Origin of the sequence: Arthrobacter woluwensis (assembly GCF_900105345.1) — a bacterium.
Taxonomy (GTDB): domain Bacteria; phylum Actinomycetota; class Actinomycetes; order Actinomycetales; family Micrococcaceae; genus Arthrobacter_E; species Arthrobacter_E woluwensis.
Genome location: NZ_FNSN01000003.1, coordinates 3152745 through 3175618, shown reverse-complemented (window position 1 = coordinate 3175618; position 22874 = coordinate 3152745). Strand labels below are relative to the sequence as shown.

The 22874-nt window shown below is 67.3% G+C and carries 19 protein-coding genes and 1 riboswitch; of the genes, 11 read left to right on the top strand and 8 right to left on the bottom strand.

Annotated elements, in window-relative coordinates:
• Positions 1-35 precede the first annotated feature (35 nt).
• The gene (locus BLV63_RS14980) at positions 36-1427 is read right to left on the bottom strand and encodes a sugar transferase (RefSeq protein WP_074784602.1); all 1392 of its coding nucleotides are present in this window, start codon (positions 1425-1427) and stop codon (positions 36-38) included.
• Positions 1428-1848: 421 nt separating this feature from the next.
• Here BLV63_RS14980 and pcrA point away from each other — a divergent pair, with 421 nt between their 5' ends.
• From pcrA to sucD, 3 genes are all read left to right on the top strand, one after another.
• Complete coding sequence (pcrA, locus tag BLV63_RS14975) at positions 1849-4338, top strand: DNA helicase PcrA (RefSeq protein WP_066214339.1); 2490 nt, start codon at positions 1849-1851, stop codon at positions 4336-4338.
• 238 nt (positions 4339-4576) lie between these two features.
• Positions 4577-5743, top strand: a complete 1167-nt coding sequence (gene sucC, locus BLV63_RS14970; protein ID WP_066214341.1) for an ADP-forming succinate--CoA ligase subunit beta — start codon at positions 4577-4579, stop codon at positions 5741-5743.
• Positions 5744-5766: 23 nt separating this feature from the next.
• A complete protein-coding gene (gene sucD, locus BLV63_RS14965) occupies positions 5767-6684 on the top strand; it encodes a succinate--CoA ligase subunit alpha (protein WP_066214343.1) in 918 nt (305 codons plus the stop codon).
• Positions 6685-6775: 91 nt separating this feature from the next.
• Here the strand turns inward: sucD and BLV63_RS14960 are convergent, their stop codons facing one another.
• Positions 6776-7750 (bottom strand): NAD(P)/FAD-dependent oxidoreductase, encoded by a 975-nt coding sequence (locus BLV63_RS14960; RefSeq protein ID WP_082724153.1) that lies wholly within the window; start codon positions 7748-7750, stop codon positions 6776-6778.
• Positions 7751-7837: 87 nt separating this feature from the next.
• Between BLV63_RS14960 and BLV63_RS14955 the strand changes: the two genes are divergently transcribed.
• Together BLV63_RS14955 and BLV63_RS14950 are read left to right on the top strand one after the other, a co-directional pair.
• Positions 7838-8431, top strand: a complete 594-nt coding sequence (locus BLV63_RS14955; RefSeq protein WP_066214347.1) for a helix-turn-helix domain-containing protein — start codon at positions 7838-7840, stop codon at positions 8429-8431.
• 111 nt (positions 8432-8542) lie between these two features.
• A complete protein-coding gene (locus tag BLV63_RS14950) occupies positions 8543-10033 on the top strand; it encodes a DUF5129 domain-containing protein (protein ID WP_074784360.1) in 1491 nt (496 codons plus the stop codon).
• A gap of 244 nt (positions 10034-10277) precedes the next feature.
• On the opposite strand, the gene BLV63_RS14945 is transcribed toward BLV63_RS14950, so the two are convergent.
• On the bottom strand, positions 10278-11969 hold the full coding sequence (locus tag BLV63_RS14945; RefSeq protein ID WP_066214351.1) for a thiamine pyrophosphate-binding protein: 1692 nt from the start codon (positions 11967-11969) through the stop codon (positions 10278-10280).
• Positions 11970-12184: 215 nt separating this feature from the next.
• Here BLV63_RS14945 and BLV63_RS14940 point away from each other — a divergent pair, with 215 nt between their 5' ends.
• The 5 genes from BLV63_RS14940 (at position 12185) to BLV63_RS14920 (ending at position 15714) form a co-directional block, all read left to right on the top strand.
• The gene (locus BLV63_RS14940; protein WP_066214353.1) at positions 12185-13705 is read left to right on the top strand and encodes a sodium:solute symporter family protein; all 1521 of its coding nucleotides are present in this window, start codon (positions 12185-12187) and stop codon (positions 13703-13705) included.
• A 425-nt stretch (positions 13706-14130) separates the two neighbouring features.
• Complete coding sequence (locus tag BLV63_RS14935; protein ID WP_066214355.1) at positions 14131-14445, top strand: hypothetical protein; 315 nt, start codon at positions 14131-14133, stop codon at positions 14443-14445.
• Positions 14446-14490: 45 nt separating this feature from the next.
• A complete protein-coding gene (locus BLV63_RS14930; protein ID WP_066214358.1) occupies positions 14491-14754 on the top strand; it encodes a GlsB/YeaQ/YmgE family stress response membrane protein in 264 nt (87 codons plus the stop codon).
• 70 nt (positions 14755-14824) lie between these two features.
• Positions 14825-15001: a CsbD family protein gene (locus BLV63_RS14925; protein WP_074784357.1), complete on the top strand. Its 177-nt coding sequence runs from the start codon at positions 14825-14827 to the stop codon at positions 14999-15001.
• 206 nt (positions 15002-15207) lie between these two features.
• Positions 15208-15714: a MarR family winged helix-turn-helix transcriptional regulator gene (locus BLV63_RS14920; RefSeq protein WP_066214360.1), complete on the top strand. Its 507-nt coding sequence runs from the start codon at positions 15208-15210 to the stop codon at positions 15712-15714.
• Here the strand turns inward: BLV63_RS14920 and BLV63_RS14915 are convergent.
• The 3 genes from BLV63_RS14915 to BLV63_RS14905 all read right to left on the bottom strand — a co-directional run bounded on the left by BLV63_RS14915 (position 15709) and on the right by BLV63_RS14905 (position 18316).
• Positions 15709-16740 (bottom strand): YdcF family protein, encoded by a 1032-nt coding sequence (locus tag BLV63_RS14915; RefSeq protein WP_066214362.1) that lies wholly within the window; start codon positions 16738-16740, stop codon positions 15709-15711. The genes BLV63_RS14920 and BLV63_RS14915 overlap by 6 nt on opposite strands.
• Before the next feature lie 130 nt (positions 16741-16870).
• Complete coding sequence (locus BLV63_RS14910) at positions 16871-17962, bottom strand: VIT1/CCC1 transporter family protein (RefSeq protein WP_082724154.1); 1092 nt, start codon at positions 17960-17962, stop codon at positions 16871-16873.
• Between the two features lie 51 nt (positions 17963-18013).
• Entirely contained in the window at positions 18014-18316 is a 303-nt protein-coding gene (locus BLV63_RS14905; RefSeq protein ID WP_066214366.1) for a hypothetical protein, read from the bottom strand.
• 11 nt (positions 18317-18327) lie between these two features.
• A riboswitch (SAM riboswitch) is annotated at positions 18328-18436 on the bottom strand.
• A gap of 243 nt (positions 18437-18679) precedes the next feature.
• On the opposite strand from BLV63_RS14905, the gene BLV63_RS14900 reads away from it, so the two are divergent.
• Complete coding sequence (locus tag BLV63_RS14900) at positions 18680-19255, top strand: helix-turn-helix domain-containing protein (protein WP_066214368.1); 576 nt, start codon at positions 18680-18682, stop codon at positions 19253-19255.
• A 225-nt stretch (positions 19256-19480) separates the two neighbouring features.
• Here BLV63_RS14900 and BLV63_RS14895 read toward each other — a convergent pair whose 3' ends face one another.
• Together BLV63_RS14895 and BLV63_RS14890 are read right to left on the bottom strand one after the other, a co-directional pair.
• The gene (locus BLV63_RS14895; RefSeq protein ID WP_066214370.1) at positions 19481-20248 is read right to left on the bottom strand and encodes a hypothetical protein; all 768 of its coding nucleotides are present in this window, start codon (positions 20246-20248) and stop codon (positions 19481-19483) included.
• Positions 20249-20672: 424 nt separating this feature from the next.
• Positions 20673-22637 (bottom strand): APC family permease, encoded by a 1965-nt coding sequence (locus BLV63_RS14890; RefSeq protein WP_066214373.1) that lies wholly within the window; start codon positions 22635-22637, stop codon positions 20673-20675.
• Positions 22638-22874: the final 237 nt, after the last annotated feature.

The window sequence follows — 22874 nt, the reverse complement described above, 5'->3', positions numbered from 1 at the left end:
TGGACGGTGCCGGACGTGAGAGCCGGAGGGCGGAACTAGTAGGCTCCGTCTTTCCCCACCACGGCCAGGGCGGTTTTCGCCAGAATGAGCAGATCCTGAGCCAAGGACCAATTCTCCACGTAGTACAGATCGAGCCGGATCGATTCCTCCCAGGAGAGATCACTGCGGCCGCTGACCTGCCAGAGGCCGGTGATCCCGGGCTTCACCAGGAGGCGGCGATGGGCGAAATTGTCGTACAGGGCGACTTCGCGGGAGAGCGGCGGCCGGGGTCCCACGAGACTCATCGTTCCGTTGAGGACATTGAAGAGCTGGGGAAGCTCGTCCAGCGAGAAGCGGCGGATCCACGAACCCACGCGGGTGACCCGCGGGTCCTTCTTCATCTTGAAGAGCACGCCGTTGCCTTCGCTCTGCTCCTGGAGGTTGACCAGCAGCGCCTCGGCGTCCGTGCGCATGGACCGGAACTTGATCATCTTGAAGGGCTCGCCGCGCTTGCCGACGCGCTCCTGGAAGAACAAGGCGGGGCCCGGACTGTCCAGCCTGACCAGAAGGGCGACGATCGCCATGGGGATCGCCAGGATCAGGAGCAGCAGGGAGGCTGTGACGAGGTCGAACACCCGCTTGGCGATGGCCTTCATGCCCTCGAGCTTCGGCGTGGTCACGTGGATGAGCGGCAGCCCGGCCACCGGCTGCATGTGAATCCTGGGGCCGGAGATGTCCGTCAGGGCGGGGGCCATGATCATGCCCACCTCGCGCGCGGACAGCGCCCAGCCCAGGTGGCGCAGGAAAGTGGGGTCCAGCTCACCACCGCTGGAGATGGCCACGGTGTCAGCGCCGGAGCGGTCGATCGCGTCCAGGACCAGATCGACCGAGGGGGCGGCGTTGATGACCGACAGGTCGCCGCGCACGCTCCCGGTGTCCGTCAGAACGGCGGCGACCGGCTTGTACCCGGAGACGATGTGCTGCTCCAGCTTGCTGTTCAGGTGCTCCACACTGGACGACGCCCCGATGAGGAGCACCCGGTGAAGATTCAGGCCTTCGCGGCGGGTCTTCTGGAGCGCTTTCCGTTGGAACCAGCGCGAGATGACCAGGAAGATCACTCCGAGGGGCAGTGCGACGGCGACATAGCCGCGGGCGGTCTGCAGCTGGAAGACGTAGGAGAACACCGCGACGGCGCCGAAGAGCCACAGCGAGGTGGCCGTGACCCGGCGGTATTCCTCGATGCCCGTGCCGATGAATTTCGTGTCACGGGAGCCCGCGTATTCCAGGGCCACCCACCACGCGATGATCAGCAGCAGCGAAACCGTGACATAGGAGTAATCGGTCCGCTGGCTGCGCAGTGAAGCGTCGTCCTCCGAACCGAAACGGATCGTATAGGCGCCGCTCACGGCGAGCACGATGCAGAGAAGGTCCAGGAGACGCATGCGCATGGCATGCGAGCGCAGCCATGCGGAGGAATTCAGAGGACGGAGATGAGTGCTGGTGACGGAGGCGGCCATCGCGGAGCCCGTCACTTCTGCAGAACGACCGGACCGGCAGGAATCGGTGGAGAAAACACCGACCTGTCCGTCAAAAGACGACTATTCATGTTTTAAGCCCCCACAGCTTCCCCCTGCGTGCCTCACGGCAGACCAATAATATGACGTATCGGAAGTGCGAGAGTTCGTAACCGGACACGTCGGGTTCAATCCTAAATCCAGACAACTTAGGGTACAAATTGTTTCCGCCGGTGTCGAGGAATCCTGCGGAAATTGAGTTGTTAACCGTTTCGCGCCGTCCACAGGCCGTCCGCGCGGGCGGTTTACCGGTGCGACGGCGACTGTCAGGCAGGCCGCCTAAACTGGTGGGACCATGGACATGCTCTTCGATCCCTATGCCAGCACGCCCGCACCACCTGCCTCTCGCGGAGAGGGCACGGCAGGAGGGCGGGTGAACGGCGCTCCGGGGGGCGGCGCGGCCCCGCAGGATCGCGAAGGATTCCGCACGCCCTCGGCCGAATCGCTGACCGAAGGCCTCAATCCTCAGCAGCACGCCGCCGTCGTGCATTCCGGCAGTCCGCTGCTGATCGTCGCGGGCGCCGGCTCCGGCAAGACGCGCGTCCTGACCCATCGCATCGCGTACCTGCTGGCCACCGGGCGGGCGCATCATGGCGAGATCCTGGCGATCACCTTCACCAACAAGGCGGCCGCCGAGATGCGGGAACGCATCGAGAACCTGATCGGCCCCCGGGCCAAGAGCATGTGGATCTCCACCTTCCATTCCTCCTGTGTGCGCATCCTGCGACGGGAGGCCGCGAATGTAGGTCTGAACTCGAATTTCTCCATTTATGACTCTGCGGATTCGCTGCGTCTGATCACCTTGGTCGCCAAGAATCTCGACCTCGATCCCAAACGCTTCGCCCCGAAGGCGATCGCGCACAAGATCTCCGCGCTCAAGAATGAGCTGATCGACGCGGAGGAATTCTCTTCCACGGCCAGCGAGAACAATCCGATGGACCGGGCCGTCGCGGACGTTTATCTGGGCTACACCCAGCGCCTGCGGCAGGCGAACGCGATGGATTTCGATGACCTGATCGCGCAGGTCGTCTACATGTTCCGGGCGTTCCCCGCGCTCGCCGAGTCGTACCGGAGGCGCTTCCGCCACGTGCTCGTCGACGAGTACCAGGACACCAACCACGCGCAGTACGCCCTCGTGAAGGAGATCGTGGGCGTCGGCGACGGCGGGCCCGTGCCGCCCAGCGAGCTCACCGTGGTCGGCGACTCCGACCAGTCGATCTACGCCTTCCGCGGCGCGGACATCCGCAACATCGTGGAGTTCGAGAAGGACTACCCGGACGCCGAGGTCATCAAGCTGGAGCAGAATTACCGCTCCACGCAGAACATCCTCTCCGCCGCCAACGCCGTGATCTCCCGTAATCCGGACCGCCAGGAGAAGCGTCTCTGGACCGCCTCCGGCGACGGTCCCAAGATCATCGGTTATGTCGGCGAGAACGAGCACGAGGAAGCGGCGTTCATCGCCCGCGAGATCGACCGGCTGCAGGATGCCGAAGGGCTCCGGCCCGGCGACGTGGCGGTCTTCTACCGGACCAACGCGCAGTCGCGGTCCCTTGAGGACGTCCTGGTCCGCATGGGCCTGCCCTACAAGGTGGTCGGGGGCACGCGCTTCTATGAGCGCAAGGAGATCAAGGACGCGCTCGCCTACCTGCGGGTTTTGGTGAACCCCGACGACGACGTCAACCTCCGCCGCGTGCTCAACGAACCGAAGCGCGGGATCGGTGACCGGGCGGAGGCGGCCGTGGCATCCCTCGCCGAAAGGGAGCGCATCTCCTTCATGGCCGCGGCGCGCCGGGCCGACGAGGCCCCCGCCATGGCGACGCGGTCGGTCAATGCGGTGCTGGGCTTCGTGAAGCTCATGGACGATCTGGCCGAGGTCGCCTCGGGGTCCGGGGCCGTGGCCGCGCTGGAAGCCGTGCTCGAGCAGACCGGATACCTGGCGGCGCTCCGCCTGAGCACCGATCCGCAGGATGAATCCCGAGTGGAGAACCTCGCGGAGCTCGTGGCCGTGATCCGGGAGTTCCAGAACGAGAACCCGGACGGCACGCTCGGCGATTTCCTGGAGCAGGTGTCGCTCGTGGCCGACGCTGACCAGATCCCGGACACTCCGGGTGACGTCGATGAGGCCGTCGCCGAGGCCCGGCGGCTGGGCGTCGTCACGCTCATGACCCTGCACACCGCCAAGGGCCTGGAGTTCCCGGTGGTGTTCCTGACCGGCATGGAGCACGGCATCTTCCCGCACGCCCGGTCCGCGACGGATCCCAAGGAGCTGGCGGAGGAGCGGCGGCTCGCGTATGTGGGCCTGACCCGTGCCCGTCAGCGGCTGTACGTGACCCGGTCGGAGGTGCGCAGCCTGTGGGGCCAGAGTCAGTACAACCCGGCGAGTCAGTTCCTCGACGAGATCCCCGGCGAACTGATCCAGTGGGAACGCGAGGGCACGGCACGGCCCGTGAACCCCGGCTGGGCGAACGACGGCATCGGCAGCAGCCGTTATGGCGGTTCGTACTGGGGCGCGGGGACCTCGCGGAACGCGCGGGGCGCGGCGGCCAGCAGCACGGCCGGTTTCGACGCGGACGTGCCGGCCTCCGTGGTGCGGGGCCGCGTGCAGCCTCAGAAGGAGGTCATCAGCGTCTCACCCGGGGACCGCGTGAACCACAACGCCTTCGGTGAGGGCGTCGTGCTGAGCGTCGAAGGCGCCGGCGACAAGAGCGTGGCCAAGGTGCGATTTCCGGTGGGGGAGAAGCGCCTCCTGCTGCGGTACGCGCCGGTGACGAAGGTGGACGGCTGAGGCTCGATTCGGGGCCTCAGCCGGGCCGTCGCAAGGTCGCTCAGGATGCATAACAAAACCGGTGCGAGTTCTACAAATCATAGAAATGTGGCCTTGGTCACGAAACCGGTAGTCTGGGAGCGGCGCAGCCCCGCACAGGGCTAAAGTTCCCAGTGGAGCACCTCCTGCGGAACGGTCGCAATAACCCGTCACGGGGAGGCGCCTGCACACCTACCTCGACGTAGAAGGACACCGAACCGTGGACCTGTTTGAATACCAGGCTCGCGACATGTTTGAGGCGCACGGCGTTCCCGTGCTCGCTGGCATCGTCGCGACCACCCCTGAAGAAGCCAAGGCCGCAGCTGAGAAGATCGGCGGCGTCACCGTCGTCAAGGCACAGGTCAAGATCGGCGGCCGCGGCAAGGCTGGCGGTGTGAAGGTGGCGAAGACCGCAGATGAGGCGTACGAATACGCCGACAACATCCTGGGCATGGACATCAAGGGCCACACGGTCAAGAAGGTCATGATCGCTCAGGGCGCCGACATCGCCGAGGAGTTCTACTTCTCCGTGCTGCTGGACCGCGCCAACCGCAACTACCTCGCCATGTGCTCCGTCGAGGGTGGCATGGAGATCGAGCAGCTCGCCGTCGAGCGCCCCGAGGCTCTGGCCAAGGTCGCCGTCGACCCGGCCGTGGGCATCGATCAGGCCAAGGCTGACGAGATCGTCGCCGCCGCAGGCTTCGCCGAGGACCTCCGTGAGAAGGTCGCCGCCGTCCTCATCAAGCTGTGGGACGTCTTCAAGGGTGAGGACGCCACGCTGGTGGAGGTCAACCCGCTGGTCCGCACCGGTGCGGGCGACATCCTGGCGCTGGACGGCAAGGTCTCCCTCGACGAGAACGCCGCCTTCCGTCACCCGGGTCACGAGGACCTCGAGGACAAGGACGCCGCGGATCCCCTCGAAGCCAAGGCCAAGGCCGCTGACCTCAACTACGTGAAGCTCGACGGCGAGGTCGGCGTGATCGGCAACGGTGCGGGTCTCGTCATGTCCACCCTGGACGTCGTCGCCTACGCCGGCGAGAACCACGGCGGCGTCAAGCCCGCCAACTTCCTCGACATCGGAGGCGGCGCCTCCGCCGAGGTCATGGCCGCCGGTCTGGACGTCATCCTGGGTGACGAGCAGGTCAAGAGCGTGTTCGTGAACGTCTTCGGCGGCATCACCGCCTGTGACGCCGTGGCCAAGGGCATCGTCGGCGCGCTCGCCGAGCTCGGCTCCTCCGCCAACAAGCCGCTGGTGGTCCGCCTGGACGGCAACAACGTGGAGGAAGGCCGCCGCATCCTCAACGAGGCCAACCACCCGCTGGTCACCCTCGCCGCCACCATGGACGAGGGCGCCGACAAGGCCGCCGAGCTCGCCAACGCCCGCTAAGCCCGGATAACAGAGGTAAAAACATGTCTATCTACCTGAACAAGGACTCCAAGGTCATCGTCCAGGGCATCACCGGCGGCGAAGGCACCAAGCACACCGCCCTGATGCTCAAGGCCGGCACCAACGTCGTCGGTGGCGTGAACGCCCGCAAGGCCGGCACCACCGTGCGTCACACCGCGGCCGACGGCTCCGCCGTCGAGCTCCCCGTGTACGGGACCGTCAAGGAAGCCATCGCCGAGACCGGCGCTGACGTCTCGATCGTCTTCGTGCCGCCGGCATTCACCAAGGCCGCCGTGGTCGAGGCCATCGAGGCCGAGATCGGCCTCGTCGTCGTCATCACCGAAGGCGTGCCGGTCCAGGATTCCGCCGAGTTCTGGGCCCTGGCTCAGTCCAAGGTCGACGCCGACGGCAAGCAGATCACCCGCATCATCGGCCCGAACTGCCCCGGCATCATCACCCCGGGTGAGTCCCTCGTGGGCATCACCCCGGCCAACATCACCGGCAAGGGCCCGATCGGTCTGGTCTCCAAGTCCGGCACCCTGACCTACCAGATGATGTTCGAGCTGCGCGACCTGGGCTTCTCCACCGCCATCGGCATCGGCGGCGACCCGGTCATCGGCACCACCCACATCGACGCCCTGGCCGCGTTCGAGGCCGACCCGGAGACCAAGGCCATCGTCATGATCGGTGAGATCGGTGGCGACGCCGAGGAGCGTGCCGCCGACTTCATCAAGGCCAATGTCACCAAGCCGGTCGTCGGCTACGTGGCGGGCTTCACCGCTCCCGAGGGCAAGACCATGGGCCACGCCGGCGCCATCGTCTCCGGCTCCGCGGGCACGGCTCAGGCCAAGAAGGAGGCCCTCGAGGCCGCCGGTGTGAAGGTCGGCAAGACGCCGTCCGAGACCGCCGCGCTGCTCCGCGAGGTCTACTCGGCTCTCTGAGTCTGAAACGCAGTCATCGGCTGCTCCGTACGATGTCGTTTTCCCGGGTTTTCCGGGGATTCCGGCATCGTACGGAGCAGCCGATGGTGTTTTAAGCGACGTCCTGCAAGCGCTCGGCGTCCTCGAGCGCGAGGTCCGCGTTGACCGCGGCGCCCGCCTGCACGCCCGCGGCCGCCGACGCCGAGACCATCGCCATCAGGTTCTGTGCGTTGCCGGCGGCCCAGACTCCGGTGACCGGCGTCCGGCCCGTGGGGTCGGCGGGGATGAAGCGGCCCATGGGGTGCTCCTCGGGATCGCCGCCGAGCTGCTCATAGATCTCCGTGCGGGCGACGAACGACGGCGCGACCGCCACGGCGTCCAGCTCCAGGCTGGTGCCGTCGGCCAGGATCGCACGGCGTACCTGTGTCCCGTCCAGTTTCAGCGCGGTCACCGGGGCGGACGCCACGGGAACCCCGAGGGCCGCGAGCAGCGCCGCGTCCTCTCCAGGCTCCCATTCGGCCCCCGGTGTTCCGTCGGCCGGCGAGGTCCAGCCGGGGAGGATGGTCACCCGATCGCTTAGCTGGTGGAACAGCAGTGCCTGGTGTGCGGCGCGGGCGTCGCTCGCCAGGATGCCGATCCGCCGGTCGCGCACCTCCCAGCCGTGGCAGTAGGGGCAGTGGAGGACGGAGTGCCCCCATCCTTCGCGAACCCCTGGGACTTCGGGCAGCACGTCGACGAGACCGGTGGCCAGGATGAGCCGGCGTGCGCGGATCTCAGTGGCGTCCTGCCGGTCCGCCGCGTCGACCGTGAGGCGGAACCCGCCGTCATCGGGGGCGGCGGTGCGGACCGCGCCGTTCAGGAAGGCGACCCCGTACCCGGACGCCTCCGAGCGGCCCCGGGAGAGGAGTTCGGCCGGCGCGATGCCTTCCAGGCCGAGCACGTTGTGGGCGCCCTGGGCGGGGGCGTTCCGTGGCTCGCCGGCATCGATCACGAGCACGGAGCGGCGGGAGCGGCCGAGGGCGATGGCGGCTCCGAGCCCGGCGGGCCCGCCCCCGATGACAGCGACGTCGTAGGGTGTGGTGGTCATGTGGTCCTCCTCAGATTTCTTGTGAATCATTCTCATCTGGACGCACGAAACTGGCAATCAGTCTTGCTGAAGTGGCAAAATCGCACCATGGCTTCTCCACAGGACTCCCACGACTCCGAGCTGAACTCCCTCCTGGCAGGAGTCGGTCCACGGCTCCGTGCGATCCGTGAGGCCCGGAATCTCACGCTGGGTGAGCTCTCGGGCCTCACCGGGACCTCGGTCAGCACCCTGTCCCGGCTCGAGTCCGGCGGCCGCAAACCGACGCTCGAGCTGCTGTATCCGCTCGCCCGCGCCTATCGTGTGCCGCTCGACGAGCTGGTGGGCGCCCCGGCCGTGGGCGATCCCCGGGTCCACATCAAGCCGATCAGCAAGTACGGCCAGACGCTCCTGCCGCTCAGCCGCGGCGACAGTGGGATGCGCGCGTACAAGCACGTGCTGCACGGGAAATCCATGCCGGAGGAACCACAGCCGAAGGTGCACCCCGGACATGAGTGGCTGTATGTCCTCGCGGGGGAGCTGCGGCTCGTCCTCGGCAGCCAGGAGTACCGGCTCGGCCCGGGCGAGGCCGCCGAGTTCGACACCACCACGCCCCACTGGTTCGGCGCCGCCGGGCCGGTCGCCACGGAGTTCCTGGGCATCTTCAGCCCGGCCGGGGAGAAGGTGCACGTCAGCGAGTTCTGAGCGGCGCGTAGGGTCCTGGACGTGGTCCTCAGCGTGCCGCACGACCATGGACACCCCCGGCGGACCCGCTAGGCTGGCGCTGACATCACACCGCGTCGGCAGGGGGACTCCATGAACCGGTCAGTGAACATCGCGATCCGCACGGCCCGGGCGGTGACGGCGCTCCTGTTCGCCGCCGTCGTGCCGCTTCTGGCCGGTGCGCTGCCCGCACGCGCCGACGGCGTGACCAGCCTCGAAATCGAGGACACGGCGGGTGCGCTGTACCTCCCGCAGCTCCGTCCGGCGATCGAGAAGATCTCGTTCTACCAGCCCACCAAGGTCGTGATCTTCACGCGGGCCGGCAGTCAGTCGGACGATCTCAACGAAGAGGTGCTCCGCTTCGCGCGCTCCCGACACCCCGAATGGATCACCGCGGACGGGCAGAAGTGGGCCGACGGCCTCTTCGTCTTCGCCCTCGACACCACCGGCCGTCACGTGGGCACGTACTTCGGCGAGGACCGCAAGATCCCCCTGGACGAGCAGAAAGCGATCCAGGAGGACACCAAGTCGCTCTTCCGCCAGGCCCAGTGGACCGATGGCACCATCGAGGGTGTGCGGTCCGCCGCCTCTCGGATCGGGCGGCCCTGGTACCTGGCTCCCGCGACGCTGTGGACGGGTGGGATCGTCGGAGGCGGCGCCCTGGTGGGCGGTGGCATCTGGGCGGGCGTCCGCGCCAACAACCGGCGCAAGTTCGCCGAGGCGTTCGACGCCGGTGACCGCGCCTATGCCTCGGTCACCCTCCAGCTCCAGGAGACCGAGCTGAATGCGTCGACCATCCCGGACACCTCCGCGTACGGGTCCCGCGTGCTTGAACGCTGGCACACCCTGGAGGAGCAGTTGCGGGACACCACGACGCTCCGGGACAAGCTCGCGGCCATGACCCCCAAGGAGCGGTCCGTCGCCACTGCAGTTTCCGACGCCGTCCGTTTCCGGGACCAGGCGGAGACCCTGGACGGTCTCGACGATGCGATCGCCGATTCCAACGCGCTCCTCAACCTCAATTCGAGCTGGCGGGACGCGTGGCGCCGGCAGTCCGAGGCACTCGTGGGAGAGCTGTCCGAAGTGGAACAGATGCTCAACGGGAATCCCACCGGGGCCGGCCTCGAATCCGCCGCGGCACTCCGCGCGCATGCGGCGGGTGCGCTGCAACGGCTATCCGGGCTGGAAGCCGGACTGGACGACCGCAGCGTCACCCCGGACGCGGCCCTGGACGCCCTCAAAACCGAACGCGAGCAGATGGCGGAGCTGCTCCAGCGGCATGCCGACGCGGTGATCGCGGCCACCACCCGCTCGGAGCGCGAGGCCGAACTCATGCGGGAGAAGATCGACGCCGCGTCCTCGTCACGCCCTGACGCCCGCCGCTACAACGGAAGCATCGTGGACATCGCCTTCCCGCGCGTCCCGATCATCTCCGTGATCAACTTCGGCAGCGGCCTCGACGCCGGTCAGCAGGCCGTGGACTCTGCTCGCAGCGCCGCCTCGTCGTCCTCCTCGAGCAGCAGCACGGGCTACGGGTCGAGCGGTGGTAGCTTTTCGGGTTCGGGGAGCTCTTCGAGTTTCTGAGGCGACGCGATTCCCAGTGACGCCCCAGGGAGCGGCAAGGCGCGTCCCATGTTGCTCGGCCACAGTGGTGAGTACGGAACGGAAGCGCCGGACCGTGAACGACGCGAGAGGGGACGGTGACGCCGATCGACGGAGGCCCTTTACTACCCGAAACTCGTTGTCAGCCCCGGAGGCGGCGTGCTGTGGTCACAAGCAGACCGCGCCAGCCCGGGGCCGACGGCGTTAAAGGGCCCCTGCCGCGGGCTCAGAGGGTGACCGGGCGCTCCAGGTGGGTCGGGGCGAACATCCGCAGCGTGGTGTCCACGACGACGACGTTCGGCCCCTCCGCCTCGAGGGCTTCCCGCAGCGCCTGCTCGACGTTCTCCGCGGCCACCCGGCGGGCCGGCACTCCGAACGACTCGGCGAGGGCGACGAAGTCGGGCCGGGACAGCTCGGTGGCCGTGGCCTGGCCGAATGCGCCCTCCATGTACTCTCGCAGAATGCCGTAGCCGCCGTCGTCCACGATCAGCCAGGTCACCGGGGCGTCGTGCTGCCGGGCCGTGGCGAGTTCGGAGATCGAGTACATCGAGGACCCGTCACCGGAGACCGCCAGGACGCGCTCGCCGAGGCCGACGGACCCGCCGATCGCGGCCCCGTAGGCCCAGCCGATCCCTCCGGCGCCCTGGGCGGAGTGGAACTGGCCCGCGCGGGCGTCCCAGCAGCTCCAGCCCCAGTAGGCGGAGATGGTCATGTCCCAGAAGGTCTGCATCCCGTCGGGCACGGCCGCGCGGACGGCCGCCATGAAGTCCAGCTCATGCTCCAGGCCCTGGCCGGCGAGCCGGTCACGGACGGTGTCCAGGGCGGTGGCGACCACCTCGCGGGGCGAGTGGCCATGCCAGTCGCGGGCGGCGCCATCGTGCTCCTGCGGCTCGTGCTCCGAAAGCAGCCCGACGACGGCGTTCCGCAGCGCCGGAAGCGCCTCACCGGCGTCGGCGTGGATCCCGAGCGCGGGATGGTTGGACTCGAGCACGCGGGCTTCCGCGTCGATCTGGAGGAGACGCCCCCGCGGAGCCAGAGTGAAGTAGTTGGACGTGACCTCGCCGAGCGATGTCCCGACGGCCAGGAGCACGTCGGCGTCCTCGATCAGTTCGCTCATGTGCACGTCCTCGATCCAGGACTGGAGGGAGAGCGGGTGTTCCCAGGGGAAGGCGCCCTTGCCGCCGGGGGAGCAGATGACCGGGGCGTCGAGTGCTTCCGCCAGTTCCAGGAGGGCGGCCTCGGCCTGTCCGCGACGGACGCCGCCACCGGCGATCACGAGCGGCCGCCGGGCCTCGGCGAGGAGCCGGGCGGCCTCCTCGATCAGCTCGGCGCGGGCGGGGACGGGCTGGGCTTGCGCCGTGATGTCCCGGACCGGGGGAGTGCTGACGGGTTCGAGGAGGATGTCCTGCGGCACCTCGACCCAGACCGGGCCCTGAGGGGCGGTGATGGCTTCGGTCCAGGCGTCACGGAGGGCGGAGGGGATGGCGGAGGCGTGCTGGATGGTCCGCTGGGACTTCGTCACCTGGGAGGCGGCGAGGGCCTGGTCGTCGAGCTGGTGGAGCATGCCGCGGCGCCTCGCCCCGAGGCCGGCTGTGGGGATCTGGCTGGCGACGACGATCATCGGCACGCCCGTGGCGTAGGCCTCCTGCAGGCCCGCCAGCGAAGTCAGAGCGCCGGGGCCCGTGGAGAGGAACAGGACGCCCGGCTGTCCGGTGGCGCGCGAGTAGCCGTCCGCGGCGAAGGCGGAGTTGTTCTCGATCCGGCTGGACACGAAGTGCAGTCGTCCGCGGCCCATGGCGTCGAAGAGGCCCAGCGCGTGCTGGCCCGGGATGCCGAACACCGTGCGGGCGCCGAGGGCCTGCAGGGTCTCGACCACCAGGTCGCCGCCATTGCGTACTGCCGGGTGCTCTCCGGACATTTCTCCCCCTCGGGTAGCTGTTCGTGTGGGCGCGGACCGGCTCCCCACGGGCTCCGGCGGAAGGTGATGCGCGCAACACCGTGCTACCCGCGAGTTTTCCAATATGCACCCGTTGTTGCTGATTGGTTGACTTTGGTTGAAGCGGAAACTTACCCTTGTGTCAGTCGTCACGCACGGTCGTGACCCAGCGCACCACCCTTTGAGTAAGGTTCATCATGGACGGAAACATCATCAATTCGGGGATCGTGATCCTCTACCTCGTGGCCATGCTGGCCTTCGGTTTCTGGGGCAAGTCCCGGACCAAGAACAACAGTGACTTCCTGGTCGCGGGACGCCGTCTCGGACCTCTCCTCTACACCGGAACCATGGCCGCCGTGGTCCTCGGCGGAGCGTCCACGGTCGGCGGCGTCGGCCTCGGCTACAAGTTCGGCATCTCCGGCATGTGGCTCGTCGTGGCGATCGGCGTCGGCGTGCTGCTGCTCAGCCTGCTGTTCGCGGGCATGATCCAGAAGCTCAAGATCTACACCGTGTCCCAGATGCTGACCCTGCGGTACGGCACGCGCGCCACCCAGACCTCCGGCATCGTGATGCTGGCCTACACCCTGATGCTCTGCGCCACGTCCACGAGCGCTTACGCCACCATCTTCGTCGTGCTCTTCGGCTGGGACCGCTGGCTGGCGATCGCCATCGGCGGCGCGATCGTGCTGGTCTACTCCACCATCGGCGGCATGTGGTCCATCACCCTGGCTGATCAGGTGCAGTTCTTCATCAAGACCATCGGCGTCTTCTTCCTCATGCTGCCCTTCGCCCTCGGCGCGGCCGGCGGCTGGGACGGCATCAAGCAGCGCGTGGACGCCTCGTTCTTCCACTGGGACGGCATCGGCGTGCAGACCATCATCACGTACTTCGTGGTCTACACCCTCGGCCTGCTGATCGGTCAGGACATCTGGCAGCGCGTGTTCACCGCCAAGACCCCGGGTGTGGCCCGCTGGGGCGGCGCCACCGCGGGTGTCTACTGCATCCTCTACGGCCTGGCCGGCGCCGTGATCGGCATGGCCGCCCACGTCGCCCTGCCGAACATCGACGTCAAGAACCTCGGTAAGGACGTGGTCTACGCCGAGGTCGCCACCCACATCCTCCCGGTCGCCATCGGCGGCCTGGTCCTCGCCGCCGCCGTGGCCGCCATGATGTCCACCGCCTCCGGTGCTCTGATCGCGGCCGCCACCGTGGCGCGCACCGATGTGGCGCCGTTCGTCGCCAGTTGGTTCGGGCGCAACGTGGCCGTGGAGCACGACAAGAACCCTGAGGAGGACGTCAAGGAGAACCGTCTCTGGGTCCTGGGGCTCGGCGTGGTGGCGATCATCCTCGCCATCCTGGTCAAGGACGTGGTGGCCGCTCTCACCATCGCGTACGACATCCTGGTGGGCGGCCTGCTGGTCGCGATCCTCGGCGGTCTCGTGTGGAAGCGCGGCACCGGCATGGGGGCGGCGGTCTCGATGGCCGTGGGCACCGTGGTCACCCTGGGCACCATGATCATCCTCGAGATCAACGCCAAGGTCCCGCTCGACGGCGTCTACGCCAACGAGCCGATCTACTACGGCCTGATCTCCTCCGCCGTCGTCTACATCGCGGTGTCCTTCATGACTCCTCCCACGGATGCGAAGGTCATCGAGGCGTGGAACGCCCGCCTGGCCGGCGCGAACGCGGAGGAAGAGCCGGTCATCCCGGCTCACTGACGACGCTTCCGGCGTCGGGCCCTCGAAGCCCCGACGCCGGAAAGGGCGCCGCGATCAGGCGTCGGAAACAACGCAGGACGAAAGCCGCCCCGGTGACCGACCGGGGCGGCTTTTGCGCGTCCCGGCTCTCGTGATCCGACGAGCGTGCCGCCGGTCATGAGGCAGCCGATGACGGGTCGGCGGTGGATCGGAAGCCTAGCTACCTAATGGCGTGTGCGCCGCTTCTTCCCGGAAAATCACGGATGTACGGGAATCGCCTCCAGCGTGACGCGCCGAATCGACGACTAGCTAGGCAAGCGAGCTATGTGTTAGCGTGATGCGCAAGATCCGTTCCGCCGCCGCTGGGACGAGGAAGGATCGAGTTCCCCCGCCTGCGGGCGGTTGCATTTCTTGAGTTGACACTTCAGAGATTTCGGGAGAGCGAGATGGAAAGCTACCAGAGCCTGGTCGCCAGGGCCTCTGTCAACGCGGCGAAGGCGCACCCTGCGCTGGCCGATGCGAGCGTCAGGGTCGAGGAGGACTCCGACGGGCTCGTGCTGCATGCCGTGTACACGATGACCGGCACTGCCAATCCGGTGGCCGTGATGGCCCTCGTCGAGGACCGGCTCATTCCGGACATGGAGAAGCTGCTTGATGCGAGCTTCGTCCAGCGTCACGTCCGCTTCGCTGTCGAAGCCGCGGCTGACACACACCACGCGGACCATCGGTCGGGCTCCCAGCCCGCTTTGGCCACCGCCTGACATTCTTCACCACACACTGTTCAGCACTATTTGAGGAGAAAAATCATGGGATTTCTCGGTTGGATCATTCTCGGCCTGATCGCGGGCGCCATCGCCAAGGCCATCACTCCGGGTGAGCACGGCGGCGGCTGGCTCTCGACGCTCGTCCTGGGCGTCGTCGGCGCCCTCGTCGGCGGCTGGATCGGATCCGCACTGTTCCACGAGGGCGTCAACAGCTTCTGGTCCCTGGGGTCCTGGCTGCTCGCGATCGGCGGCGCCGTGCTGGTCCTGGTCGTCTGGGGGGCTCTGACCCGCAAGAGCCGGGCTTGAGAGCCACACCTCAGCGCCCTCTCCAGAGGGCACACCATCGTTTTCTGCATCAACGGAAAGGACGAACATCATGAGTTTCACGGACAAGGCCAAGAACGCTGCCGATCAGGCGGTCGGCAAGGCCAAGGAAGTCATCGGCGAGGCGACGGACAACCACAAGCTGGAGGCTGAAGGCAAGCTTCAGCAGGCCAAGGGTGACGTCAAGCAGGCCGGCGAGGACGTCAAGGACGCCTTCAAGGACAAGTGATGTGCCGCCGTCGGAGCCGGCATCGACTCACGCCATCGTGAGGGTGCCGGCCCTGACGGTTGCCGGCGGGACGACCCCGCCCGTCAGCGCGGCCGGGGTGCGATGAGCACCCCGGCCGGCGCGCCGCCCCACTGATCCCGGGTGCGTGGAATGAAGTCCGGGATCGTGGGCCCGTAGTACCCCGATATCGAGAAGGCTGATTTTCGATGGCGCTCGAAGTGATCGACAGGCGCTGGCAGGAAAGCGATCGTCCGGACCAGGCCCTGACCGCCCTCCATCATCTCCGGGAGTTCACCGTCGCCGTGGAGCAGGCGCGGGAGAGGCTCCGCGAGAAACTCAACGTGAACTCCACTGATCTCGCTGCGCTCCGTTACCTGCTGTCTGAATCCGGTGTCCGGCAGGTCACCGCCAGCATGATCGAAAGACACCTCCACCTCTCCTCGGCATCCAGCGCCACCCTGGTCGCGCGATTGGAGAAGGCCGGATATCTGATCCGCGAGCCTGATCCCCGGGACCGCCGTTTCAACATCCTGCATCCGACCGAGAGCGCGCGAAACGTCGTTCTTTCGATCCTGGAGGTTCAGGCCGAGGCCCTGACCGACGTGGCTCGGTCCTTCGACGATGGGGAACTCGCGATCGTCGAGAAATTCCTCACCGACACCATCGGCGCGCTGCGCGATTCCCGGTTCCGCACCTTCCGGAGGATGTCATGACCAGCGGTAGGACTCCCAGAGCAGCGCGAGACATCCGAGCACGATCGCCGCACACACGCCGAAGTTGATCCACTTGTACTGCAGGAACACGGCGACGAACTCCCGCAGGAATGCGCTCGGGACGAAGTAGGCCGCGGTCTTCGAGCCCCGCACCACCGCCTTCATGCCCGCCCGGCGGGTGTACATCGCTGCCCGGAACACGTGGTAACTGCTGGTCGTGACCGTCACGACGGGGTCCTTTTTCGTCATGAGGGCCCGGGAGAACTCGAGATTCTCCATCGTCGTGCGGGCCTCGGTCTCCGGGAGGACGTCGGTCTCCGTAACGCCCGCGTCCACCAGGTATTCGGCCATGGCGGCGCCTTCGCTACGGGTCTCGTCAGGCCCTTGGCCCCCACTGGGAATCAGGACCGGGCGGGATCCTTCGGGCGCCGCCCGGTGGATCTGCACCGCCTTGTCCAAGCGCCCTGCGAGGAGCGGGGGGACCTTGCCTCCGATCAGCCCGGACCCGAGGATGATGACGTAATCCGGCACCTGTTTGCTCCGCGTGCGCGCATAGATGAAGGAGTACAGGAGGAACGCGCAGAAGACGAAGCCCACATAGGCGACCAGCATGAACAGAAGGAAGGGGACCATGCTTACCCAGATGGGCGCCTCGGGACCTCCGGCGAACCGTTCGAGCAGCCCCAGCAGGAAGGGGGCGAACAGCACGAGCAGGCCCACAGCGAGCGACAGCAGATTCGCCAGGGACCGTCCCTCGCGCCGCAGCATGACGACGCCGTTCACCACGAGGAAGAGCCCGAGCACGGGCACCGCGAGAATGGCGAGCAGCACGACGATCAGCAGCAGCCACGCCGTCTCGTCATTCCGGCCCAGGCTCAGCAGCGCGAAGCCCAGCGCGAGGAGCAGGAAGACCCCGTTCCTCATGCGGCGGCGGTCCCTCCAGGTGCTCACCGCGGCGGCCAGTGCGAACACGATGGCGAGCACCGTGGTGATGTTCTCCAGGATCACCCTGGTGATGTTGTCCATACGTTCCTCCCGCACGTAACTCTACGCAGAGGGTGCGAGGGGCGGCGTCGGCGGCCACCGTATGTGGGCAAAGACGCACCCTTCGCCTGTGTGCCAGGGGAGGGTGCGCCGTCGTCGGTCAGGGGGAGGGTCAGCCGACCGTGGCCCCGAACAGCAGGCCCAGAAGGTAGGTCGCCCCGGCCGCGCCGAGTCCGATCAGCAGCTGGCGCAGCGCGCGGCTGAGCGGAGAGGTGCCGGAGAGGAGCCCCACGACCGCGCCGGTGCCGAGCAGCACCAGGCCCACCAGGACCACGGCCAGCGCCAGAGCGCCGAAGCCGCTCATGCCGAAGAGGAACGGCAGGATCGGGATGAGCGCGCCGGAGGCGAAGAAGCAGAAGCTGGACGACGCGGCTCCCCAGGCCGTGCCGATCTCCTCATGCTCGTTCGTGGTCTCCGGGGCCTCGGGCTGGAGGGACAGACTCGGGTCGCAATCGCAGCTGAAGCGTCCCATCCGTTCCGCGGCGCGGTGCTCGGCGGCCTCCCGGCTCATGCCGCGCGCCAGGTAGACCAGGACGAGCTCGTTGTGTTCCAGATCAAGGCGAGGAGCGGCGTCGAGCGTGATCTGCGTGGGCCGGCTGGCCTCCAGGAGTTCCCGCTGCGAACGGACCGAGACGTATTCGCCCGCGCCCATCGAGAGGGCGCCTGCCAGCAATCCGGCGACGCCGCTGAACAGGACCACCTGGCTGTCGACGCCGGTCGCGGCCATGCCCATGACGAGGGAGAGGTTGCTGACCAGGCCGTCGTTCGCACCGAACACTGCGGCGCGGAACGTTCCCGAGAGGCGGGCACGACCGCGGGTCGCGAGGCCGCGCACCACCTCTTCATGGATCTGCTCATCGGCGGCCATGGCGGGGGTGGCGTGGGGATCGGTCGCGTACGGGGAACGGCCCTCGGCCCGCTGTGCCAGCGCCAGGACGAACACGGAGCCGAAGTTCCGGGCCAGGAAGCCCAGGAATCGGCTGTTGAGGGAGGCATGACGGGGCTTGTCCGCCTGATCGCCCAGCAGGGCCAGCCAGTGGGCTTCATGCCGGCCTTCTGCTTCGGCGAGGGCCAGGAGGATGGCCTTCTCCTCACCTTCCCGACGGGCGGCCAGATCGCGGTACACGGAGGCTTCGGCGCGTTCGTCCGCGAGGTACTGCTGCCAGCGCCGGATATCGGCGGGCGAGGCCTGAGGGGTGTTCATGGGATCCTGCTCCTGAGGTGTGGTCGGAGGTGGCGCCCCATTGCGCAGCCCTCACTGTAGCGCGAAATTCCGCGGATTTTCGGACGGTTCACCGACGCTTCCGGTTTCGGTGGACCGCAATCCGGACAGGGGCTGCAGGCTGAAGCGGAGCTCCCGTCCGTCCCGCCGTCCGGTGGTCGCGATGCGGACCGTCAGCACGCCGTCGTGCTCCCAAGCCGGGGGACGGACCGCCCGGTTCAGCGCGTCGATCAGCTGGTGCGGCTGCGCGCAGAAGTAGTGGTGGCTGGCGCCGTGGAGAAACAGGGTGACGTGGCCGCTCTGGAGATCGACGGCAGGCAGGACGGTGACGGACATGAGAATCCTTGCGTGTGCTCTTGCCCCGCCAGGAGAACGGGGCCGCTTCTGCATCCGAGCCACCCGTGAACATGGGGTTGGCGGGTGGCCAGTCGGAGCTTGGCGCCACCTCTCGTGAAGCTGACTACACTGTAGCCGACGACGGCGGAGTGCGGCAGGGATCGGCGGCTCGCCGACTGCCCTGTGACGCGGTGTTGAGTCGGGGGGACTCGGGCGCGAGCGGAACCGAGTTGAGGTGCAGGCATAACTTGATCCCTGGTACTAAACTCGCTTCCAGAAGCAGCCCAACGTGACCGGGAACACTTCCGTGCCCAACTCGTGGATCCCCCCACCTCGAGCGGCGCCCGTGAATGAAAGGCCATCATGAAAGCCCTCCCCATCGAGCCGAGCAACGCGCCGATCAACATCGGGTCGCGGATCCGCGCGGCCCGCAAGGCTCAGCGCATGACGATCGAGCAGGTGGCCGACGTGACCGGCCTGACCAAGGGCTTCCTGTCCCGAGTGGAACGCGATCTCACCTCCCCGTCCGTGGCATCCCTGGTGACGCTCTGCCAGGTCCTCTCGGTGGACATCGGTGACTTGTTCGCGGCGACCGATGTGGCCCTGACCCGCGCGGACGAAGCGCCCAAGATCTCCTTCGGCGGTGATGGGATCGTGGAGACCCTGCTCACGGCGCGTTCCGAACGGCGGGTCCAGTTGCTGAGGGGAGTCATCGAGCCCGGGGGCAAGGGCGAAACGGAGCTGTACTCCGTGGACTGCGATGTGGACGTGCTGCACGTGGTCAGGGGCCGGATCGTGCTGATCCTCTCCAACGAACGCTACGAACTCTCCGCCGGCGACACCCTGAGCTTCCCCGGCCGCGAACCGCACACCTGGCTGAACCCGACCGACGAGGAAGTCGAGGTCCTCTGGGTCCTGGTCCCCGCCGCCGCGGCGTAGGGGTTTCGTGCGGAGGGCCGTGCGGGGCCGGGCGCTCGCTGACGAGTCGATCTGTGCGCTGGACCCGCAAGGCCCGGGGTGGTGATCCCTGAACTCGCTATAGCGGATCCGGACCACCGCTGAACTCGCTGAGGAGGGGTTGAACTCGTTGCCCTCGGCAGCGAGTTCAACCCCTCCTCAGCGAGTTCGACCTGAAACCGGGAGGTGAGCCGGGCGATGACGAGTTCACGGGTGGGAAGGCGGCGCCGATCCGCGTAGCGTCGAGGTGATCCTGCGACGGACCTCGCCAGGTCGTTCCAGATCCGTCCACGTCAGCCTCACGAACCGCCAGCCGAGTTCCATCAAGTGCCGCTCGCGAAGCCGTTCCTCGTAGAGCGCCTGGTCCGTGGGCTTCTCACCGAAATACTTGACTTTCCCGTCGAATTCCGCGGCCAGCATGGCTTCCGGCCAGGCGAAGTCGAGGTATCGCGGGCCCAGGGGTGTCATGACCCGCCATTGCGGGACGGGCTGGGGGATGTTCTCATGATGGAACAGAAGACGGGCGCGGGATTCCGCCACCGACTCGCTCCGTGGATCCGCCAGCTCCACCACTCGTCGAACGTTCACGACCCCTCGGTATCCGGCCATCCCGTCCAGCATTCTCAGCAGCAGGCCACGGTCTGCTCCAAGACTCAGCGCTTGATCGGCCAGGACGACCGCGTCTTCGAGGGGCATGATCCGTGCACAGTCGATGATGGTGCGTTCCAGTGTGGTGCAACGGATCCCGGCGATCTCCTCTATGTGTTCCTCTGGCAGCCGGACGATATGGGTCCGGACCCCGGCGCCGAGGCGTCGCGGGCACGGATTGCTGGCGCACGACACATGGATGACGCTGCTATCGCGGAGGAATTTCAAACCCCTGAGCCGCGCAGCCGAGGTGTGACTGTACACATAGGCGGCGTCGGGTCTGGTCGCGGACCGGTGCGCATGTGCGCGAAGCGTCTGATCAGCCATTTCACACAGCCCGGGCGATGAAGCAGTACGTCTCCGCGCGAAGAGGCCGGGGCGCAACCGGGCGAGGTCCCCAGTGGTGATCAACCGCCGTCGCGCGGTGCGTCCAATACCAAGGTATTCAAGCTCAGCGGTGGTCCAGTGCTCCTGGTCTGGTGGCAGCCAGGGAGTGGCGGGGAGAGGTGACATGTCCCCATCCTCCGGCGTTCAGTCCGCAGTTTAGTGAACCCGGACGGCCATGTGGATGACTGGCGGCCAGGATTCTCCCCGAGAACGGGACGACTAGCTGAACTCGCTATGGAGGGTTTGAGATCGCTACCGGCTGTAGCGATCTCAAACCCTCCATAGCGAGTTCAGCGTTCGGGGCGGGTGAACTCACGGGTGCCACGGTCCGGGTGGCCCTCAAACTCACACCATGCCCCTCGCCTCACCCCACGTGGACCCAGGGCCTCCGGGTGATGTCGGGCTCGGCTTCGCGCAGCACTTCGCGGGTCACCGGCGCGATCTCGCCTTCGCCGAAGAAGAGGTACTTCAGCAGGTTGGAGATCGGGTTGCCCTCGGTCCAGCGGAAATAGATGTGGGGCATGAGGCCCGTGACGTCGCGCAGGTGCAGGAGCACCGCGGCGAGCGTGTTCGGGACGTTGCCGCTGTGGACCTCCAGGACACGGTAGCCGTGCCGGATCTTGCCCTGGACGAGCAACTCCTCCTCGAAATCGGAGCTGTCCTCCACCACCACCTCGATGAACATGGCGTCCGTGCCGGGCAGGTGGCTGGCCAGCTGGGCGTGCTTGAACTTGGTGATGTACCGCTGAGCCGCCGTGGACTTGGGCTCGTGGGCGATGAGCCGGATGGGCCCTTCCTCCTCCGACGCCAGGAACTGCAGGGCCTGCTCATCGAGCTTGATGGTGGTGGCCCGGAGCTCGAACGACCGCCGGACACGGGATGCGAAGCTCACCACGAGAATGCCCAGGATGAAGACGGCGGCGATCTTAATGCCGTCCGGGCGCTCCACCATGTTCGCGATCGTCGTGTAGACGAAGACGGTGGCTACGAGCCCGAACGCCAGCATGGTCTTCTTCTGGCCGGCGTCGCGGGCGGCGAGCGTCACGGCGACGGAGGCCGAGGTGATCAGCACCAGCACGCCGGTGGCGTACGCGCCGCCCTGGGCGTCGACGTCGGCGTCGAAGATCACGGTGATGACGAACGCGACCACGGTGAACACCAGGACCAGCGGACGGATGGCGCGCGCCCAGGCGGGTGCCATGCCGTAGCGCGGCAGATAGCGGGGGACGAGGTTCAGGAGTCCCGCCATGGCCGAGGCTCCGGCGAACCAGAGGATGGCGATCGTGGCGATGTCGTACACGGTGCCGAAGCCGTCGCCCAGGTACTGGTGGGCCAGGAAGGCGAGGGCACGCCCGTTCGCCTTCCCGCCCGGCTGGAACTCCTCGGCCGGGATGAGGATGACGGTGGACAGCGAACTCGTCACCAGGAAGGCGGACATGATGATGGCGCTGGTGGTCAGGAGCTTATGGGCGCCGCGGATGCGGCCGGCGGGGTTCTCCTCGGTGTCGCCTTGTGCGCCGCGGATCTGCGGCATGACGGCGACGCCGGTCTCGAAGCCGGACAGGCCCAGGGCGAGCTTCGGGAACACGAGCACGGCCAGGGCGATCATCATGACCGGGTTCCCGTGCTGCTGGTTGAGGGCGGTCCACCAATCGCCGACGAGGACGGGCGAGGCGAAGACGTGAAGGAGGGAGACCAGCACCACCACGAGGTTCAGCGCCAGGAACGCGGCGACCAGCAGCACCGCCACCTTGATGGCCTCGGAGAAGCCGCGCAGGAACACGATGCCCAGCCCGGCCAGCAGGGCCAGGGTGATCACGAGCTCCTGACCGTGCAGGAACTCGGGCGCGAAGGGGTTGTGGGTGAGGTGCGCGGAGGCGTCGGCCGCGGAGAGCGTCATGGTGATCATGAAGTCGGTGGCGGCAAACCCGAGGAGCGCGAGCACCACGAGTTTGCCGCCCCAACGGGGGAGGAGGCGCTCAAGCATGGCGATGGAGCCCTCGCCGCGAGGGCTCTCCTTCGCCACGCGCCGGTACACGGGGAGGGCACCGGCCAGGGTGACCACCACCAGGATGATGGTGGCCAGGGGGGAGAGCAGTCCTGCAGCGAGCGCGGCGATCGCCGGTTGGTAACCCAGGGTGGAGAAGTAATCGACGCCGGTCAGGCACATCACCTGCCACCAGGTCTTCCGGTGGTGCTGGTCGGCCAGGCCGTGGGGGCCGGTCTGCTTTCCAGCGCCTTCGGCGGTCTCCGCCATCAGCCACTCCCGGAGCGTGGTGCGCTTGCGGGGGTCGGAAGGATCCGCGGGTACGCGGGTGAGCGTGGTCACGAGATCTCCTGTGATGGTGGAACCGTTCGCTGTGGACGCTTTCACGCTAGGCCCGGCCCGGCGCCCTTGGCGGGGATCTTTATGAATCCTTTACGCCTGTCCTGACGGCACGGTGCGGACGGGTGCGCGACGACGACGGGCCGGCCTCGGCGGGTGTGACACCTGGGGAGCGGGGCGGTTAGCGAGTAAACAGCTGTTGCATAAAAGAAAACAATGTCCTTATGATGGTGATCACAG

Coding starts and splice junctions, on each gene's coding strand:
- BLV63_RS14925 (WP_074784357.1), top strand. CDS start 14,825: ATGAGTTTCACGGACAAGGCCAAGAACGCTGCCGATCAGGCGGTCGGC.
- BLV63_RS14920 (WP_066214360.1), top strand. CDS start 15,208: ATGGCGCTCGAAGTGATCGACAGGCGCTGGCAGGAAAGCGATCGTCCG.
- BLV63_RS14910 (WP_082724154.1), bottom strand. CDS start 17,962: ATGAACACCCCTCAGGCCTCGCCCGCCGATATCCGGCGCTGGCAGCAG.
- BLV63_RS14905 (WP_066214366.1), bottom strand. CDS start 18,316: ATGTCCGTCACCGTCCTGCCTGCCGTCGATCTCCAGAGCGGCCACGTC.
- BLV63_RS14945 (WP_066214351.1), bottom strand. CDS start 11,969: ATGTCCGGAGAGCACCCGGCAGTACGCAATGGCGGCGACCTGGTGGTC.
- pcrA (WP_066214339.1), top strand. CDS start 1,849: ATGGACATGCTCTTCGATCCCTATGCCAGCACGCCCGCACCACCTGCC.
- BLV63_RS14940 (WP_066214353.1), top strand. CDS start 12,185: ATGGACGGAAACATCATCAATTCGGGGATCGTGATCCTCTACCTCGTG.
- BLV63_RS14900 (WP_066214368.1), top strand. CDS start 18,680: ATGAAAGCCCTCCCCATCGAGCCGAGCAACGCGCCGATCAACATCGGG.
- BLV63_RS14935 (WP_066214355.1), top strand. CDS start 14,131: ATGGAAAGCTACCAGAGCCTGGTCGCCAGGGCCTCTGTCAACGCGGCG.
- BLV63_RS14980 (WP_074784602.1), bottom strand. CDS start 1,427: ATGCGCATGCGTCTCCTGGACCTTCTCTGCATCGTGCTCGCCGTGAGC.
- BLV63_RS14955 (WP_066214347.1), top strand. CDS start 7,838: ATGGCTTCTCCACAGGACTCCCACGACTCCGAGCTGAACTCCCTCCTG.
- sucD (WP_066214343.1), top strand. CDS start 5,767: ATGTCTATCTACCTGAACAAGGACTCCAAGGTCATCGTCCAGGGCATC.
- BLV63_RS14960 (WP_082724153.1), bottom strand. CDS start 7,750: ATGACCACCACACCCTACGACGTCGCTGTCATCGGGGGCGGGCCCGCC.
- BLV63_RS14895 (WP_066214370.1), bottom strand. CDS start 20,248: ATGGCTGATCAGACGCTTCGCGCACATGCGCACCGGTCCGCGACCAGA.
- BLV63_RS14930 (WP_066214358.1), top strand. CDS start 14,491: ATGGGATTTCTCGGTTGGATCATTCTCGGCCTGATCGCGGGCGCCATC.
- BLV63_RS14950 (WP_074784360.1), top strand. CDS start 8,543: ATGAACCGGTCAGTGAACATCGCGATCCGCACGGCCCGGGCGGTGACG.
- BLV63_RS14915 (WP_066214362.1), bottom strand. CDS start 16,740: ATGGACAACATCACCAGGGTGATCCTGGAGAACATCACCACGGTGCTC.